We start from the raw sequence: 17,730 nt of genomic DNA, 5'->3' as shown, positions 1-17,730 counted from the left end.
TACCTGCTAGGTAAAAACCGAAAACAATGAGGCCGCTTGCTGTAGCAGGCGACTTCATTGTTTTCTAAAAAATTCATCACTAAAAGTATTTGACTTGAAGCTGACTCCAAGTGCTAAAGTAATAACATGCCAGAGGTACAGGAAAAGTTGTGATAACAGGAAGGTATCTGCCTGTGCATAGGCGAATTTGTTAGTAAAATGTCAGTACAGAATAGGTGGAGACATGAACAGAAGAACATTTATTATCGGCGGCGTGGGCACGCTGGGGCTGCTAGCGGGCGGTGCGTTCTTAGCCCAAGGTACTTTGTATCGCAAGGCGGCTAATGGGGTTCGTAGTCTGGCGGGAGATTTGGATGCCCAATATCTGCGCCAGCTGATTACAGCCGATGCGGCCCATAGCCGGACGATTATGTGGCAGGCGGAGGATGTTTTAACTAGGCCGGCCATCGAATACCGCATCCAGGGGCAGGCGGAAGTGCAGCAGGTTCCTGCCCGGGAGGATTTTTTCAGCGATGATGGGGTCAAGAACAAGCAGTATCTGGCACAGTTGCAGGATTTGCAGGCCGCTGCTACTTATGAATATCGGGTGGTGACAGAAACAGCTGCCAGCGACTGGCATACCTTGCAGACGGCGGGGGATGGTGATTTTGAGTGCCTGCTGTTTCCCGATTCCCAGTCCAGCGATTACAGCGATTGGGAGAATTTAGCGCAAAATGCGGCAAAGCGCAATCCCCAGGCGGCCTTTTTCATCAATATGGGGGATATCGTGGACAATGGCGAAGACCATACCCAGTGGCAGGCCTGGTTTCATGGCGTCGAGGGTATTATTGATCGCCTGCCCTTTGTGCCCCTGATGGGCAATCACGAAACCTATGACCAGAACTGGAAGGTGCGACTGCCGGAGGCCTACCTGCATTACTTTGCTGTACCGGAAAACGGGAGTCGTGATTTTGCCCGCTACTACTATTCCTTTGACTATGGCCCGGTGCATTTCATGGTGCTGAACAGCCAATGGGATGAAACGGAGGATTTCAAGTTCGGGCTCAAGGAGGAGCAGATAGAGTGGCTTAGGAAGGATGCTCAGCAAAGCACTAAGCAGTGGAAAATCGTGCTGATTCACAAGGATGTTCTGCAATACCGCATTCACAACCGCCCCGAGCGGCAAGAAGGAATTTCCGATGTAGGAGAAGCCTTTATGCCTCTCTTTGAGGAATTGGGCATTGACATTGTGTTTTCGGCTCATCTGCACACTTACCGCAATCGCGGTCATATTCGCGGGAACCATCATGACAGCAAGGGGCCTCTCTATATCCTTACAGGGGTGGCAGGGAACGTGCGTTATCCGGGACTTTGGATAGACCATGCATTGGATGAGCGGGTTGCTCCACAGCCGGAGACAGACAATTACCTTACTATGGATGTGACGAAAGAGCGTATTGTCATCAAATGTTTCCTGCCGGACGGGCAGGAAATAGACCAGGTGGAAGTGGCAAAGAAGTAATAAGGGAAAGGTGGCAAGGCTATGGAAAAGCGAATGTCCAGACGAAAATTTGTTAAATTGGCCGGGGCAGCTCTGGCCGTTGTAGCACTGCCAGGGTGCAGTCTGGCAGCAGATAAACTTACCGAAGAAAAAAAGACGCAGGTACCAACAGCCGTAAAAAGTGGCGATATCTATGTACCGTACAGTGAGCGTCAGGGGAAAGAATCCGTAGTCTATTTTACCCGTGACCTGTCGGCGGCAGGCCTCTTAAAAATCTATGACAGGATAAGTCGGGACCTGAGGGGGAAAGTGGCAGTGAAGCTGCACACCGGCGAGCCCCATGGCCCCAATATCATTCCCCGTCCCTGGGTAAAGAGACTTTTGGCTGACCGCTTGCCTGAGGCTCATATCATCGAAACCAACACCTATTACAATGGTGGCCGTTATACCACGGAAGACCACCGCAGAACGCTGGCCATTAACGGTTGGACGGAGTTTGCCACAGTGGACATCACCGATGAGCCAGGAACTGCCATGCTGCCGGTGCCTGGGGGTAAGTGGTTCCAGGAAATGAGCGTGGGTCAGAATATGCTGAACTACGATTCCCTGCTGACACTGACCCATTTCAAGGGGCATGCCATGGGAGGTTTTGGCGGCTCCAACAAGAATTTGGGCATTGGCTGTGCCGATGGTCGCATTGGCAAGAAAATGATTCACAGCGGTGACAGCGGCCAGCAGTGGGGCATCGTGCAGGAAGAGTTTATGGAACGTATGACCGAGTCCACCAAGGCCACGGTAAATCACTTTGCCGGGAAAATCGCCTTTATCAATGTTTTGCGGAATATGAGTGTGGACTGCGATTGTGCAGGTACCGGGGCCAAGCCCGTGGTAACTCCCGATGTGGGCATTGTGGCTTCTCTGGATATTCTGGCTGCCGACCAGGCTAGCGTGGATTTGGTCTATGCCCTGCCAGAAGAAAGCAAGCATGACTTGGTGGAGCGGATGGAATCCCGCCATAGCATGCGTCAGCTTACCTATATGAAAGAAATGGGTATGGGCAATGACCGTTACCAGCTTGTAGATATTGATAATAGCGATAAGATAATCGATGCACAGACAGCAGTCCAGGGGATTAAAGGTACCTGGGCTGGCGAAAAAATCTGATGGGGGTGTGTTATGAAAAGCTGGGCTTTTATGCCGGTTGGCCAAAAGCCTGGGCAGCATTCAACCTGGCCAAGGAAGTATATAACGAAGATGCGGCAAAGAATATCAGTCGCGAAGGAGATGTCAATATGGATTTGGAAACCATCAAGCAAACCAGCTTATTCCCCGTAGGGGGCGAAAACGTCAACTACGCCCAGTATTTTGATGGCAAGAGCTATCTTCATATGATTTCCTTGGACCAGGTGGTTATCGGTAATGTAACCTTTGAGCCGGGCTGTCGCAATCACTGGCATATCCACCACGCCGACAAAGGCGGCGGGCAGATGCTTCTCGTCACTGCTGGACGGGGTTACTATCAGGAATGGGGCGAGCCTGCCCAGGAATTGAAGCCCGGCGATGTGGTGCATATTCCTGCAAATGTGAAACACTGGCATGGGGCTGCCAAGGACTCCGCCTTCCAGCATATCGCCATCGAGGTGCCGGGAGAGAATACTTCCAGCGAATGGTGCGAGCCGGTAGATGAAAAAGAGTACGATAAGCTAAAATGATGAATCGCAGAACATTTATTATTGGAGGTATCGGTGCAGTGGGGATGTTAGCTGCTGGTGGCTGGTCTTTTCCTCTTTGGGGATAAATCCGAGCTATCGCCCAAGGAAACCATGCTATCTCAAAAGACAGATCTGAAGGCTTTGGACAAAGACAAGGATGCTGTGGTCTGGTTGGGGCATTACTGCTCCTGCCAGACCACGGCGGCAAAAAGCAGAACTTTGCGTCCTGGTGGGAGAATATGAAATAAAAGAAGAGGCTATTGCATGTAAGTGATATGCTCACACATGCAATAGCCTCTTTACGTGTGTCTGCTTTAAGGGAACTTAGCACGGGTAGACGAACCCCAGGGAGTTGCTGAAAATTTTCGTGAGGTTATTTCCGGTCAAAGATGGTGCTGCGCAAGTGCCAGGTCAGGCAGCTGCCAACAAAGGCTACGATTATGCCGCCTGTTACATCGGAGGGATAGTGGACACCTGCATATAGCCGGGAAAAGGCCATGATGACCGCGAAAATTTATGGGTTTATTGTCAATGAGAAAAGACACAGTGCATTATTCCTTTTTTTCTTTCTTTAAGGGCGAGCCTTCCATGGACAAATTCTCCTTGGCATAAGCCTGCAGGTCATCATGATTTTCCACCACATCTTCTACATAGGCTTTGATGTCTTTTTTGAGGCCTTCCGTATCGGCCGCAGACATTTCTCCGAGTTTTTGGAATGTCTGTTTGTTTTGGCGGGTAAACTCATAATCGTCGTCGTATTTGCGGAACAGCAGGCGGATCATCTTGCGGCGCAGGAATTTTTCCCGGATGATATTGTCCCGCTCCTGAATCCAGGCAACGGACAGCACCGCCAAAACCAGGAATCCCATATAGCCCAGCAAGGGATACATCCAGGATACCAGCTGGGTGAAACCGCCGAAGCTGCAGATATAGCCCAAGATTACAATGCTAATGATATAACGATGCATTTTGCGTACATCATCACCGGCGAAACGGCGGGCGGTGGCGTAATAAAGACTGAAGGCCGTGTTGAAAATCAAGGCAAAGATGACCAAAGCATAGGCGAAAGCAAACAGGGGGTGGATGTGGTTGACAATCATGAGCATGGGGATTTCGGCATCCTTGACCATGTCCAGATTGGCAAAGAGGGCCAGTGCCGCGCAGGTAACGATAACACCGATGATCACGCCGCCTAAGGCACCGCCTTTTTCTGCATCGCCGATACGGATGACGGAGCCGCCGAGCACCAATGCCATGGAAACGCCATTCATCACGCAGAGAGCAAAGTAATTCATAACGGATAGGTAGATATTCGGCATAACAGGTTCCATGGTGTCTGCCACCGCATTGAGCGCCGTAAAGTCATAGGTTTTTCCAGCAAAGGTGTAGGCCGTTACCACCAGGATCATCAAAATGATAAGGGGGGTAAAGATTCCCAACACCCGTGTGATTTTGTTGAAATCCATAAAGGAGATGACAATGATCAGCAGGGAGCAGAGCAAAGCTCCTGCCCAGCTGGGCAGCCCGAACTGTTGCTGTAAATTGGCCCCGGCACCAGCCACCATGACAAAGCCGACAACAAAACAGGAAATGATCAACGTAACGTCAATGATGCGATTGATGACGGGATGGGCGATTTGTTCCAGCACTTCCTGATGGTTGCTGGATTGATAATGCGAACCAAGCGTCACAATAATCCGGCCAAAGATAACATTCAGCAAGCCGAGGGCAATCACACCCCAGATTCCTGCTTGTCCGAAACTCAAAAAGTATTGCAGCATATCCTGGCCGGAAGAAAGCCCAGCTCCCACCAAAACGCCCACATAGGCCATGGCTATGGATAAGGCTTCCTTACTGATACGCAAAAAATTCATGGAATCACCTCGTATAGCAAAAAATGAAAAACATATAAATATAAATTGATTTATACTCAAATGACCTGGGATACTCCATAATGTATTAATCTGTTTCTGGTGTAATTCGCAGGATAAAACTTACGGGAAGTTCAGCTTCAGCATTTAGCCATTTTTGCAAGCGGGTTTGTTCGTCTTCGGTAAGTGGTGATTTGCATGTAATGACGGCCAGGAATCCTGTGGGGATGATTTGGCCATCCTTGTTTTCCGTGGCAACGGTGGCTCCTTCAACGCCGGTGAAGGAGGGGAACAGGATAGGGGCTTTTTCCCGTATGCTGGCCAGCAGCTTTTGGTCGGCCTCGAATCGCTGGTAGGCGGGGCTGTAACGCATGCTCAGTTCCTTGTACTTGCGCAAATCTTCCTGGGCCTTGGCAAGGCTTGCTCCTCCAGCGGCGTTCCACTGGGTGTTGATGAGGTTTTGGACATCCTCAGCGCGGACGGTGCCGGACAGATCGTTCTGAATGATATGCAGGTTCCAGTCTGCAAAATGGGAATAAGTCTGCAGCTTTTTTTCCAGTTCGGCCTGTTCTTCATCTGTAACCGTCCGGCCGATAAGAGTCAGATCCAGTTTTTTCTCCTGGGGATTCAGATGAAAGGCGACGACTTGCGGGTTTCCCTGCTGGAAATTGCTTTCGATATAGGCTTTGACCTGAGCATGTTCCAGATTGTTGCGGATGCTCTGGTAGGCCATATACATGCTGGGCAGGATGATGAGCACGCCCAACAGAGAGAGAAGCCAGCGCTGGCGGCGGAAAACTTGCTCGGATACATAGGTCTTGGCAGGAATCTTGATGAATTTCAGCACGATAAAGGTGGTCAGGCAGATGAAGAAGCTGTTGATAAAGAAGAGGTAGAGTGCGCCAAAGAAGAACTTGGGCGAATAGGTGGCCAGTCCATAGCCTGCCGTGCATAAGGGCGGCATCAGGGCGGTGGCGATAGCTACGCCGGGAATCACATTGCTCTTTTCGATGCGGGTGCTGCCGATGATGCCGGCCAGGCCGCCAAAGATGGCGATAAGCACGTCCCAGATGGTCGGCTCCGTGCGGGCTAGAAGTTCTGTGGAAGCGGTGTCAATGGGGGAGAGGGTAAAATATACCGCTGAGGTCAGGACGGAGAGTGTGACCTGAAACACGAGCTTCAGGAAGGATTCCCGGACATAGGCGCTGTCATAAGTAGCCATGCCATAGCCTAGGGACATGATGACCCCCATCAGGGGCGAGATCAGCATGGCACCGATGATGACGGCGGTGCTGTTCATGTTCAGACCAATCGAGGCAATGAAAATGGCAAGAATCAGGATGCACATGTTTGTGCCTTTGAGGGTGCCGCCGCTATAGATGCGCGCCGCGATTTCTTCCAAGGGAGCGCGGTCCTTTTCCAGGTCAAAGATATTGGCGGCGACGGTTTTGAGGGTATTCATAGATATTCCTCCTTCGATGGCCGTTGCGTGTCTCAAACGCCGTATAGCTCCTTCATGAAATACCTTCTGGGAACGAAAAATGGAACGTCCGCTTCTCCATAACTTCGTGATACAGGCTAGATTTCCTGCTGTCCAATTGATTGCTTCAAAATAAAATAGAGGGCGGGAAGATTGGCCAGCGCTTTGAGCACTTTGTCAAAAGTGCCATGGAACAGGGCGATACAAATGAGGATTTTATAGCTAATGATTTCTTTCGCAAGAAGGGCAAGCTGATTCGTACGTCGTCGGTTATGATTCGTGATGATGAGGGCAAACTGATCGGTGCGCTCTGTATCAATATCGACATGACAAGGATGTTGCAGCAGGCAGAATACATTCAGTCCTTCCTGCCCCAGGTGAAGGAAAAACCAACGGTCAAGAAGGATGTTTCTCCTGACCGGGTGGAAGATATGGTCTTTTCCAGGCAGAGCAGGCCCTCCATAATATGGAAAAAGTGCTGATGGGAGCAGGCCTCAGCCGTGATCAGGTCGTGATGATGCATGTTTATGTGTCAGATATTGCCGATTCCGGGCTAAGGTGGAAAATGAAGGCGTGTATTATGCCAACCATGTGTATAATCCCTTCTTCTACGAGGGAACCAAAACCTATATATACGAAACCTTTGAGCAGCTGGGCAGGATTCCGGAGCATATCTTCATCCCGCTGGGCAATGGCACTTTGTTCATCGGTGTCATGAAGGGGCTGGAGGAACTGCTGGCCAGCGGTTCCATCGACCATTTCCCTCAGGTCGTGATTGTACAGAGTGAACGCTGCCAGCCTTTTATCAAGGCTATGGAAAAAGGCGGGCATGACATTTCGCCGGAGCCGGTGGAACGCACGCAGGCAGAAGGGATTGCTATCGGCTTACCTATGCGGGGGGCAGAGATCCTGGACTATATTTACCGCCACAAGGTGAAGGCGGCCACCATTCCTGAGGATAAGATCCTCGCTGCCCGGGAAGCGCTGTCCCGCCGGGGCATATATGCAGAACATACCACTGCTGCTGTATATGCTGGTTATTTACACTATTGCGAGGAGCATGGACGTACCCGCGATGCCCTGATCTCCATGTGCGGGGCTGGGCTGAAGTCTGACCACTGAAGATAGTGAATGAAATCCCCTTAAGTGAGCACTTTTTCAAGGGCTTGCTTAAGGGGATTTTTGACTTATTTGCAGAAAGACTTGCAAAATGCAGGTAGTAGCGGTATGACATAGCAAGTACATATAAAAAAATATCAAAACTCTGGGCCAATGCGGGCCTGGGGAATCCAGCAAACCTTGCACGGATATGTAAAAGTGATTGAATCACGAACGATTATCCGGTAAATTGCTATAATCATAATAACATCGAGAAATTGATATTCGTTTGGAGGTATGATTATGGCAAAATATATCGTAGTTGGCGGCGTGGCAGGCGGTGCTACGGCAGCTGCCCGTCTGCGGCGGCTGGACGAAGGGGCAGAAATCATTCTGGTGGAGCGTGGCGGCGATATTTCCTTTGCCAATTGCGGCCTGCCCTATTATGTAGGGGGCGTTATTCCTCGGCAGGAAGATTTGCTGGTGATGACACCGGCAAAATTCCGCGGGCTTTTTCATGTGGATGTGCGGGTGCAAAGCGAAGTCATAAAGGTGGATACGGCAGCCCGCCAGGTAGTTATTCGCCATGGGGAGGAAGAATATCCGGAAAGCTATGATGCCCTGCTGCTGTCTCCGGGTGCCCAGCCCCTGCGGCCGCCGATTCCGGGCATCGACCATGAACGCATTGTAACCCTGCGCAATGTACCAGATGCTGCGGTTTTGAAGAAGCTGGCCGGGGATTATCCTCAGGGGCGTGCCGTGGTGGTCGGCGGCGGTTTCATCGGCGTGGAAGCGGCGGAGAATCTGCAGGCCCAGGGCCTGTCCGTGACATTGGTGGAAGCAGCACCCCATATTCTGGCTCCTTTTGATACGGATATGGCAGCCCTGGCAGAAGCAGAACTGCGTCAGAATGGCGTGAAACTGCTATTGGAGCAGGGTGTACAGGAATTCCTTCATCCTGGGAATGGCACCATTGGCGTTAAAATTCCTCAAGAGGTGTTGACGGCTGATTTTGTGGTGCTGGCCATTGGCGTGCGCCCGGATACGGCATTCCTGCAGGACAGTGGTATCAAGCTGGGGGAGCGAGGGCATATTTTAGTTGATGAATATATGCAGACCAGCGCCCCGGCAGTCTTTGCCGTAGGTGATGCGGTGATGACCTTTGACGGCCTGACGGGAAAGAAGGCGGCGTTGCCTTTGGCTGGTCCCGCCAACCGTCAGGGGCGGCTGGCCGCTGACAATATTGCTGGCAAAAAACGCAAGTATGCCGGCGTGGTGGGTAGTTCTGTGCTCAAGGTCTTTTCTTTGACTGCTGCCGCCACTGGCAAAAACGAGCGGGCCTTGCAGCAGGCGGGGCTGGTTTATGGCAAAGACTATCGTTATACCATCACCTATCCCAATGATCATGCATCCTATTATCCCCAGGCGGAGCCCTTCGCCCTTAAAGTGCTGTTCAGCCTGCAGGATGGCAAGGTCCTTGGTGCCCAGGCAATTGGTAAAAAGGGCGTGGATAAGCGGATTGATGTGTTGGCTTCTGTTTTGCGTTTAGGCGGCACGGTGTATGATTTGGAAGATTTGGAGCTTGCCTATGCGCCGCCCTTCTCTTCAGCCAAAGACCCGGTGAATATGGCCGGATACTATGGCGATAACATCCTGCAGGGGCTGACTAATCCCCTGTTGCCGGCGGAACTGGTGGCAGAACAGGAGCGGGGGGCATTGATCATCGATGTGCGTCCGCCGGAAATGTTTGCGGCAGGTCATGTAGAGGGCGCAATCAATATCCCGGCGGCAAAAATGCGGGAACAGCTGGATAAGCTGGATAAAAAAAGGCCTCTGGTGGTCATCTGCAAAATCGGCATGAACGGATATTTCATGGAACGTATGCTGAAGCAGTCAGGCTTTGAGGTTCGCAATATGATGGGTGGTTTCACCTATCTGCAGGGAATCTTGCCCTAAACGACTTATATTGCCTTGGGGTCAATCCTTACCTTGGCCTTCTTTGGCGGCCGGCGGCTGGATGTCTATTACACCTGGGATAATATTCCGTTGAGCCTTTTCCTATCTGGCGGGGTGGATGGACCTGTGCTTCTCGTCATATTTCACGGCCCTGGACATGCCGGGGCGTTCCCTGCTGCTGTCCTTCGTGGGCACGCTGGTTCTGCCTACCGCATTACTGTTCCTGCTGGCCCCTGTCTATGGCTTGCTGGGAATCTGGCTGATGCCGCCGATAGCCAGCTTCTTCAGCGGAATCTTGGCCCTGTTTCTCTATCGGAACAGCCAGTCTGATTGGGGCAGAAAATTGCTGACCAGTCAGTCCTGAGAAAATGATGTTTTATAATATGGCACGTCGTCTGGAATGATATATGTCTACGCCATTTTATTTTGATAATCAGAACATACAGGCACATTTTTAGAACTAAGCATAATGAGTGGGCTGATGCAAAGCATTCTTTGCATCAGCCCATGTTTATTAATATTTATTTTTGCATGATATAAAGGGTATCTGAATAGGTATCCATTGTAGTGTTATTTTTTAGTTGTGTAACAAAGTAGTCAGTTACTGCTTGGCAAGCACCTTTGATATCATGGGTAAAGCCATGGTCTTTTCCGGGAACAAGCTTTAGCTGGCCATTGAAATAAATTCTGTGATACCGCTGGCTGTAAGTGTAGGGGACGATGACATCCCCAGTGCCGTGAATCATGAAGGCAGGACCCTGGTACCTGACTGCTGTTTCGTAGATTGGGAGCGTCTGGGCGGTCAGAACATAATTTTTGCCTAGTTGAAGGTCGTTATAGAGAGGAATAGTTTCTGGGAGATTATTAGCGTCATAATGAGCATTCATACAAATCCCGCGAATGGCATCATCTCGCAGTACAGCTGCTGGTGCCATTAGAGCCAGGCTTTTGACTTTTTCGGTGCCAAGAATACCCGCAGTCATGCTGGCCACCACGCCGCCTTGGGAATGGCCTGCCAGGGAAATGGATGTCACATGGGGGAGTTTGGCAGCGTAATCATAAACCTTTTTAGCATCCTCGATTTCATTGAGTACTGTCATGTCATGGAAGAGGCCTTCACTTTTGCCATGGCCGTTAAAGTCAAAACGGAGGCTGGCAATGCCATTCTTTTCTAAGTTATTGGCAAGCGTATGTATCAGCTCCGTATCCTTGTTAGAAGTAAAACCATGGCAGACAATCACCAGTGGGTAATCCTTTGCTCCATCAGGAGTCTGAAGTATAGCGGAAAGTTTACCATGGTCACCTTGAATGCTCAAATCCTTGCTTTGGGCAAGGCTGACTCCCGTGCTTCTCGTATTTCTCCCGAGATTCCTGCATAAGGTCGATATGTTCATTCTGGAAGCTTCTCTGATTTTACGTCAGGCGATTAACAGGGAGAAGCAGCGGCTTCAATGGTTGCGTGAGGAGCAGGCCAAACTTCCGAAATAGTTAGATATGCTGTGCCATGGGCAATGGCGGTGAGGAAATCAAGGCTTCAGCAGAAGATGTAAAAATCTGATTTGATGGTCTGGCTTTTGAGTGATGCAAAAAGAAAAATGGTGCTAACTTTGCGGTTGGCACCATTTTTCTGCATTTTGGGGATATAGGGATTAAGATTTGAGTTTTTCCGAGCACTTGAGAATTTCATTGTAATGGGTAATCTTGTAATCCAGCCGCTCAATGGTGGTTTGCAAGGTTTCCAGCTGTTCCTGCAGGCGGGCACGCTGCTCTACTAAAATATCCTTGCGGGCTGCCTCGGTACCTTTCTGGAAGAATAGGGCAACGTAGTCGATAAGGGCTTCTACCTGCACCCCGGCGCCGCGCATGCACTTGACAAATTCCACCCAGCCGCAGGAGGCCTCGTCAAAATCCCGGATGCCGTTTTCCTTGCGGGGGACATGGGGGATAAGGCCAATCCGTTCATAGTAACGGATTGTGTCAGCGGACAAATCGTATTTCTCACTTACTTCTTTGATGGTCATCTATCTCACCTCACTGTGGGGAAACGCATATCATGCTTTAAGTTTAACACTTGGAGTTCGCTCTAAGTCAAGAATATTTTACAAAATTTTTTTACAAAAGGCTATTGACTTGAAGTTTGCTCCAAGGTATAGACTTACAATCATCAGCTGAAATTTTGAAGTTTGTAAGATAGAGCAAAGGAGCAAGTTTATGTATTTAGAGAAAGTCAATGGCCCCCAGGATATCAAAGGTTTTTCGGCAGAGCAGCGTAAGGTGCTGGCTCACGAAATGCGGGATGCCATGCTGAAAAGAGCAAGTATCCATGGCGGCCACTTCGGCCCGGATTTTGGTATTGTGGAGGCTACTATCGCCCTGCATACGGTCTTTGATTCACCGAAGGACAAGTTTGTCTTTGATATTTCCCATCAGGCCTATCCTCATAAGATGCTGACAGGCCGTAAGGATGCCTATCTCTATGAGGAGCATTATGATGATGTGTCTGGCTATACCAATCCAGAAGAAAGTCCGCATGACATGTTCAATGTGGGGCATACGTCTACATCCATCAGTCTGGCAACGGGACTGGCCAAGGCACGTGACCTCAAGGGCGACAAGGAAAACATCATTGCCATTATCGGTGATGGTTCCATGAGTGGCGGCGAAGCCTTGGAAGGGATGGATACTGCCGGGGAAATGAAGTCCAATCTGATTATTATGTTCAACGATAATGACCAGAGCATTGCCGAGGTGCATGGCGGCATGTATAAGGGCTTCAAAGAGCTGCGTGATACCAACGGTAAGTCAGAGCGTAATCTGTTCAAGGCAATGGGGCTTGATTATCGCTTCGTGGCCGATGGCAATGATGTCGAGGCGATGATTGCGGCTCTGGAGGAAGTCAAGGATATCGATCATCCTGTGGTGTTGCATATCGTCACTCAAAAGGGAAAAGGCTATAAGTTTGCCGAAGAGAACAAAGAAGACTGGCATTGGCATATGCCCTTTGATATTGAAACGGGCGAGGTCAAGCAGGCGCTGGTTGATCCCTACGCAGAGCAGACCGCCGAAACTTTCCTGCGGCTGGCCAAGGAAGATAAGAAATTCCTTGCCATCTCTGCAGCTACTCCGGCCAGCATGGGGCTTACGCAAGCTCGTCGTGAGGAACTTGGAGAACACTACATTGACGTGGGCATTGCTGAGGAGCAGGCCGTAGCCATGGCATCTGGGTTGGCTAAAAATGGTGCTCATCCTGTCTTTGGAGACTATTCAAGTTTCTTTCAGCGCACCTATGATCAGCTGGCGCAGGATGTCTGCGTCAATAATAGCCCGGCAACCTTCCTGGTGTTCTGGGCCTCCATGTACGGCATGAACGATGTGACACATCTGGGGTTCTACGATATTCCCATGATGAGCAATATCCCGAACCTCGTGTATCTGGCACCGACTTCTCCGGAAGAATATCAGGCCATGCTGGACTGGGCTATCCCACAGGAAAAATATCCCGTGGCTATCCGCGTTCCCCATGCTATGGTAGGCAGCTCCAAGCGTCCGGTGCGCAAGTCTTATGACGAACTCAATCGGTACGAAGTGGTGAAGGAAGGCAGCCATGTAGCCCTGATCGGCTTGGGCAATTTCTATAATCTGGCGGAAGAAGCAGCGACCAAACTCAAAGAACAGGGCATCGAGGCCACGCTGATCAATCCGCTGTTTATCACCGGGCAGGATAAGGAATTGCTGGAAAAACTGAAGGAGAACCATGAACTGGTGGCAACCTTGGAAGATGGTGTGCTGGATGGCGGTTTCGGCGAAAAGATTGCCTGCTTCTACAGCGCAGACAAAATGAAGGTGCTGAACTTCGGTCTGTCCAAGAAATTCTATGACCGCTATGATTATGGAACTTTGGCTAAAGAAAATCACTTAACGGCGGAGCAGATTGCAGAGGATATTCTGGCAAATTTGTAAATCAGACTTGGCAGGAGTTGCACAAGGTGAACAACTATGGACATAACTACTATGGCCTCTTGCAGCTAAGGCCGTAAGATTTCCGTATGTTTTATCGTGGGCTTTGAGAACATGAGATACTACCGGAGTACTACGAATGATAATGTGAAAAAAGGGCATCGTGAAGTGGGGTATGTAGTATTATACCCTTTCACGATGCCCTTTTCTTGTTCCCCGCTTACGGACTTGAGGCAGGAACCCGGAAAGTGTTGGCGAATATCCACTATAACGGGAGCAAGTATTCATATAGACAAGGATGTTTCCTGGATGGCGAAGCTCAGCTCCAGAAGAGGGCCCATGATAAAGATCTCTTTGCATCTGTTCACCTTAAACGGGTGTGGTGAGAAGGATTTCTACCGTCAGGAGAGGAAGGAGCACAAGGATGAGAAAATCCCAAAAACTGGCAATATTGGCAGCCTTGACAGCAGGGTTAAACTTTTGCGGCCACGTTGAAGCCTATGATTCCGATAGCGTAGATTTTGGCGGCAGGCAATTTATTGACTTTGCCTTTTTAAATACAGGGGAAAAGATTTCAAATATAACCGATGATTCAGGCTCGGGGTACGCACTGCCGCTGAGTCTCAGGGACGCGATAAAATCTGCCACCACCTACTGGTCAGAAATGCTGGGGCCAAGGTCGGGATTCACTTCTCCCTGGCAGATTATAGTTGTCACGCAGGACAACTACCAAAATGCCAATGCTATCACAGCTTCAATTAAAGACGGAACTATGGTTAATGATAACTATGTTGCCCAAATGTTGCAGGGAAAAATGAATCTTGATTATCTGGATATTGAAAAATTGAAAACGGATACTACTGATAAGGTGGGCACATATGCTTTTTCAACCATCAGCATAGGACAGCATTTTGGTGCCAATCGTGACGGCGCTCCTGAGGGGTGGTGGGGGGATTCGGACACGGTGCTTCCCACCAATGAACAAGCCGCTGATTTTGTCGGCTGCTTCCGTCATGAACTGGTACATGCCCTGGGGGTGAGTGCCAGCACAGAGTATTGTGACTGGAACGGAAAGGCAGTAAAGGAGAAAGTTACCTATGTCGATGGTGTCAGTACGCTGGCCTTGGCCAGATTTACAAATACCGAAGACGAGGACTTTTGGAATCTCCATCTGGTGGACCAGAACGGAAATCATGGCAAGCCAGGTATGATGATCGTGACTACTGAAGGTTTTAACCTTTTAAAGACAAAGAATCCAGACCTTAAGGAATCGGATTGCTTTATTGTAGATCTGGGAAATTTTGCCTATTTTGTAGGGGACAATGTAACGGATGCCCTGGCAGGGGCAACTTTCAACGGCGTTTCCGGCATACCTACCAACGCTTTTGAAATGAAAAGGGATGGCAGCGCCTATAAGCAAGATTTTGAAGGCTCCCACTTCCAGACAGCTGGTGTGCAAAGCCATCGTTTTTATACCAACTATACCACCTTCATGGAGGTGGAGTTGGCGGCCCTGCAGGATTTGGGCTATGATTTCGACAGAAAGGCGTATTTCGGACGTTCTGTTTATGGCAACGGTTTGACCATCGACAATACCCAGGGATATTCTGCGAGAAATTCTGACGGCACGGCTTATCTTGAAAATACTTACAGTCAGGTTCCTCTGGGAATTGGTCTCCACGTTTACGGAGCGAATAACAATATTACCCAGTCCGCAGATATTTTGACACAAGGCGTTGGCGCAACAGGCATCCGGGTAGATGGCGAAGGCAATACGATAAATGTTCCCACATCAATTGAAATCCATGGGGACGGTTATAGGGGGAAGGGAATCTTATTTGCCTATGGCCGCCAGCAAAATCTCAATTTGGCGGGAAATGTGACGGCCAATGGGACAGGCGGCAATGCGGTGGAATTCAACTTTGGTTCAAGCTCCAATGGAGCCCTTGATGAATACCGTGGCTCCTACATTCGCTACAGTCGTGGAGTCAGTGCCTACACCGGCGAAATCACCAAGTCGGAAAATAAAGTCCTGAACGATATGAACAGCAACACTTACAATGCCTCAGCCGATGAATTGAAGGGGGAATTGATTACAGACTTCAATTTGTCCGGCAAAATTTCCGGCAGTGAAAATGCAATCTATATTGGCAGAAATGCCTTTGTCAAAAATATCAACGTGAATAAAGGGGCAGAAATAAGCGGCGCTATCACTTCTGATTGGAAGCATTTTTCTGAAGAACAGGGAATTTTCGATACGGAAAAAAACACCACCTATCAGGAACAAAATAGGGACACCAATGAAGTGGAGACAAAGAACGGAATCATCAAGCCCTTGCTGATTCAATATAACGGAGGCGAGTACGCTTATGCCGACTATATCCCCGACTTGGTGACTAATTTGAACTTTGATATGCAGGATGGGGCCATGCTCTATCAAGGAAATGTCAGTGGCTCCGACAATATGAAGATGAACGTGAAGAGTGGCAATCTGGTATATATGGGAACGGCAGATGTTGTTCATTTAAATGTTTCAAAGGGAGCCGGGCTTTTCGGTGGAACCTATACCGTAAATGATATGACCTTACGCATGGCAGAGGGCTTTTCAGATGAGACCACAGGCAAGTTCATTAACCACGGCACCATTGGCGCTTACTCTGCCGATACCAGCATGTCCATTACGGGAAATCTCGTTTCCGATGGTACTTTGAGCGCTTACGGCGGCGGTTCTCAGGGGAATATCTCCGTCAGTGGTACAGCGGATCTGGAGGGCTCCACGATTTCTGCTACAAATGCCCTGCCTGATGAAAACTTGAACGTGCTGAAGGCCGGAACGCTAATAGGTAATTTGGCGAATCCTGACGGAAAGCCCTGTGCTGTAACGGGGATGCTCTCGACCACGGGTTCTATAGAAGGAAACACGTTGAAGGTTCGAACACATTCCGCCAACAATCTCGGAGAAATGACAGCAGAGCAGGCCGATGCCTATGATGCCATGGATGCCATGCAGAAGAGCCTCGTGGGGGATACCCGGCGAAATGAGATGCGTAACCTCTACAGTCTTAGCCCATCAGCTGCGAAACATGCTCTCACGGGAATTGGTTCATCGGCAGCGCCGCAGATGGCTTCCCTTGTCCAGCAGAGCACCGTTGCCGGCCGTGTGATTTCTGACCGCCTGAGCACGGCATTTTCCACCCGGCCAGCGGAGGTGACCGTTCCGGTGAGTCATTTCGCGGATGATGGAGATGAGAAGGGCATCAAGATGAGCACGGATCTTCCCATGGCACAGGATAATAATGCCTGGATGAAGTTCACCAAGAATTGGGGCAATCTCAGGGGCGGTACAAACTATCATGGCAGCGCCATATCGGGAGGATATGACCGTCTGCTCAACGACAACTGGAGGGGCGGCGTCTTTGTGAGCTACCAGTCAACGGGCTTTGGAGCAGACTCCGGCAAGGGAAGCATCTATGATACGAGGTTTGGCGTTTATGCTGGTTATCATAAAAATGCTGCCGATGCCTATCTCTATGCGGACTACGGCTGGATTCGGAACAAACTGCATCGCAGCATTGGGATGCTCGGTCTTAGTACAGAGGCGCAGTATGATTCCCAGCTGGCAGAAATTGGAGGGGAGTATAAGTATGACCTCCACGCAAATGACGGCAGGACTTGGCATGTCAGCCCCTACGCTAGCCTTCAGCTTTCCTGGCTGAATCAGAAGGCCTACGCGGAAAATGGCGCAGGCATCTTCAACCAGCATGTTTCAGGGCAGCACAACACCTATTTTGCGGGACAGCTGGGTGTGGAACTGAAACGTTATCTGAAGTGTGGCAGCTATGGCATGCGCCTGGGGGTGAAGCATGCCTTTGCCGGGGCAGATCCAGAACTTTCCTTTAGCTATGAGGGCAATGACAGCCGGTTCTATACTCTTCGAAACAATCAGGACAGAACCCACTTCATGCTCGCGCTATCCGGAGAGACTGAATTTGCCAAGGGCTGGTTCCTGGATGGTGAAGCCCAGCTCCAGAAGGGTGCCCATGATAAAGACATCTTTGCATCTGTTCAGCTTAAAAGGGTGTGGTGACTCAGTTCATCAAGTACATATGAATTGCCTTAAATAGGCATAAGGGATTAAATATAATGATTTTTGACCAGTCAATTGACTGGTCAAAT

At 49.8% G+C, this 17,730-nt stretch carries 14 protein-coding genes; 9 read left to right on the top strand and 5 right to left on the bottom strand.

Annotated features, from left to right (window positions below):
* Positions 1–223: 223 nt before the first annotated feature.
* The 3 genes from BM322_RS02305 to BM322_RS02295 are packed head-to-tail and all read left to right on the top strand — an operon-like array spanning position 224 to position 3,192.
* The gene (locus BM322_RS02305; RefSeq protein WP_075428260.1) at positions 224–1,501 is read left to right on the top strand and encodes a metallophosphoesterase family protein; all 1,278 of its coding nucleotides are present in this window, start codon (positions 224–226) and stop codon (positions 1,499–1,501) included.
* Between the two features lie 21 nt (positions 1,502–1,522).
* On the top strand, positions 1,523–2,644 hold the full coding sequence (locus BM322_RS02300; RefSeq protein ID WP_075428259.1) for a DUF362 domain-containing protein: 1,122 nt from the start codon (positions 1,523–1,525) through the stop codon (positions 2,642–2,644).
* The gene (locus BM322_RS02295; RefSeq protein WP_318254497.1) at positions 2,644–3,192 is read left to right on the top strand and encodes a cupin domain-containing protein; all 549 of its coding nucleotides are present in this window, start codon (positions 2,644–2,646) and stop codon (positions 3,190–3,192) included. The genes BM322_RS02300 and BM322_RS02295 overlap by 1 nt, the downstream gene beginning before the upstream one ends.
* 373 nt (positions 3,193–3,565) lie before the next feature.
* On the opposite strand, the gene BM322_RS13850 is transcribed toward BM322_RS02295, so the two are convergent.
* The 3 genes from BM322_RS13850 to BM322_RS02275 form a co-directional block, all read right to left on the bottom strand.
* Positions 3,566–3,694, bottom strand: coding sequence for a phosphatase PAP2 family protein (locus BM322_RS13850; protein ID WP_407047820.1), 129 nt, complete (start codon positions 3,692–3,694; stop codon positions 3,566–3,568).
* Positions 3,695–3,743: 49 nt separating this feature from the next.
* Entirely contained in the window at positions 3,744–5,066 is a 1,323-nt protein-coding gene (locus BM322_RS02280) for a hypothetical protein (RefSeq protein WP_075428257.1), read from the bottom strand.
* An 85-nt stretch (positions 5,067–5,151) separates the two neighbouring features.
* Positions 5,152–6,525 carry a DUF389 domain-containing protein gene (locus BM322_RS02275; protein ID WP_075428256.1) on the bottom strand — a complete coding sequence of 458 codons (1,374 nt, stop codon included), beginning with the start codon at positions 6,523–6,525 and terminating at the stop codon, positions 5,152–5,154.
* A 140-nt stretch (positions 6,526–6,665) separates the two neighbouring features.
* Between BM322_RS02275 and BM322_RS02270 the strand changes: the two genes are divergently transcribed.
* The 4 genes from BM322_RS02270 (at position 6,666) to BM322_RS02250 (ending at position 9,961) form a co-directional block, all read left to right on the top strand.
* Positions 6,666–7,025, top strand: a complete 360-nt coding sequence (locus tag BM322_RS02270) for a PAS domain-containing protein (RefSeq protein ID WP_082334308.1) — start codon at positions 6,666–6,668, stop codon at positions 7,023–7,025.
* 76 nt (positions 7,026–7,101) lie between these two features.
* A complete protein-coding gene (locus tag BM322_RS02260) occupies positions 7,102–7,665 on the top strand; it encodes a pyridoxal-phosphate dependent enzyme (protein ID WP_318254496.1) in 564 nt (187 codons plus the stop codon).
* 279 nt (positions 7,666–7,944) lie between these two features.
* Complete coding sequence (locus BM322_RS02255) at positions 7,945–9,597, top strand: FAD-dependent oxidoreductase (protein ID WP_075428255.1); 1,653 nt, start codon at positions 7,945–7,947, stop codon at positions 9,595–9,597.
* A gap of 118 nt (positions 9,598–9,715) precedes the next feature.
* The gene (locus BM322_RS02250; protein WP_075428254.1) at positions 9,716–9,961 is read left to right on the top strand and encodes a hypothetical protein; all 246 of its coding nucleotides are present in this window, start codon (positions 9,716–9,718) and stop codon (positions 9,959–9,961) included.
* 157 nt (positions 9,962–10,118) lie between these two features.
* Here BM322_RS02250 and BM322_RS02245 read toward each other — a convergent pair whose 3' ends face one another.
* Together BM322_RS02245 and BM322_RS02240 are read right to left on the bottom strand one after the other, a co-directional pair.
* On the bottom strand, positions 10,119–10,991 hold the full coding sequence (locus BM322_RS02245; RefSeq protein ID WP_075428253.1) for an alpha/beta fold hydrolase: 873 nt from the start codon (positions 10,989–10,991) through the stop codon (positions 10,119–10,121).
* A gap of 255 nt (positions 10,992–11,246) precedes the next feature.
* A complete protein-coding gene (locus BM322_RS02240; RefSeq protein ID WP_075428252.1) occupies positions 11,247–11,618 on the bottom strand; it encodes a MerR family transcriptional regulator in 372 nt (123 codons plus the stop codon).
* A 190-nt stretch (positions 11,619–11,808) separates the two neighbouring features.
* On the opposite strand from BM322_RS02240, the gene BM322_RS02235 reads away from it, so the two are divergent.
* A complete protein-coding gene (locus BM322_RS02235; protein ID WP_075428251.1) occupies positions 11,809–13,557 on the top strand; it encodes a 1-deoxy-D-xylulose-5-phosphate synthase in 1,749 nt (582 codons plus the stop codon).
* Between the two features lie 421 nt (positions 13,558–13,978).
* A complete protein-coding gene (locus tag BM322_RS02230) occupies positions 13,979–17,641 on the top strand; it encodes an autotransporter domain-containing protein (protein ID WP_075428250.1) in 3,663 nt (1,220 codons plus the stop codon).
* The last annotated feature ends 89 nt before the right edge of the window (positions 17,642–17,730 follow it).

Origin of the sequence: Selenomonas sp. GACV-9 (assembly GCA_900116485.1) — a bacterium.
In the GTDB taxonomy this organism is placed as follows: Bacteria; Bacillota; Negativicutes; order Selenomonadales; family Selenomonadaceae; genus Selenomonas_A; species Selenomonas_A ruminantium_G.
The sequence above is the reverse complement of the archived record's forward strand: the minus strand, read 5'-3'. Positions and strand labels throughout refer to the sequence as shown.

What these genes read in the sequence shown, in the direction of transcription:
- BM322_RS02230 (WP_075428250.1), top strand. Translation starts at nt 13,979, where the DNA reads ATGAGAAAATCCCAAAAACTGGCAATATTGGCAGCCTTGACAGCAGGG.
- BM322_RS02235 (WP_075428251.1), top strand. Translation starts at nt 11,809, where the DNA reads ATGTATTTAGAGAAAGTCAATGGCCCCCAGGATATCAAAGGTTTTTCG.
- BM322_RS02295 (WP_318254497.1), top strand. Translation starts at nt 2,644, where the DNA reads ATGGGGGTGTGTTATGAAAAGCTGGGCTTTTATGCCGGTTGGCCAAAA.
- BM322_RS02245 (WP_075428253.1), bottom strand. Translation starts at nt 10,991, where the DNA reads ATGAACATATCGACCTTATGCAGGAATCTCGGGAGAAATACGAGAAGC.
- BM322_RS02240 (WP_075428252.1), bottom strand. Translation starts at nt 11,618, where the DNA reads ATGACCATCAAAGAAGTAAGTGAGAAATACGATTTGTCCGCTGACACA.
- BM322_RS02275 (WP_075428256.1), bottom strand. Translation starts at nt 6,525, where the DNA reads ATGAATACCCTCAAAACCGTCGCCGCCAATATCTTTGACCTGGAAAAG.
- BM322_RS02300 (WP_075428259.1), top strand. Translation starts at nt 1,523, where the DNA reads ATGGAAAAGCGAATGTCCAGACGAAAATTTGTTAAATTGGCCGGGGCA.
- BM322_RS02255 (WP_075428255.1), top strand. Translation starts at nt 7,945, where the DNA reads ATGGCAAAATATATCGTAGTTGGCGGCGTGGCAGGCGGTGCTACGGCA.
- BM322_RS02250 (WP_075428254.1), top strand. Translation starts at nt 9,716, where the DNA reads ATGGACCTGTGCTTCTCGTCATATTTCACGGCCCTGGACATGCCGGGG.
- BM322_RS02280 (WP_075428257.1), bottom strand. Translation starts at nt 5,066, where the DNA reads ATGAATTTTTTGCGTATCAGTAAGGAAGCCTTATCCATAGCCATGGCC.
- BM322_RS02305 (WP_075428260.1), top strand. Translation starts at nt 224, where the DNA reads ATGAACAGAAGAACATTTATTATCGGCGGCGTGGGCACGCTGGGGCTG.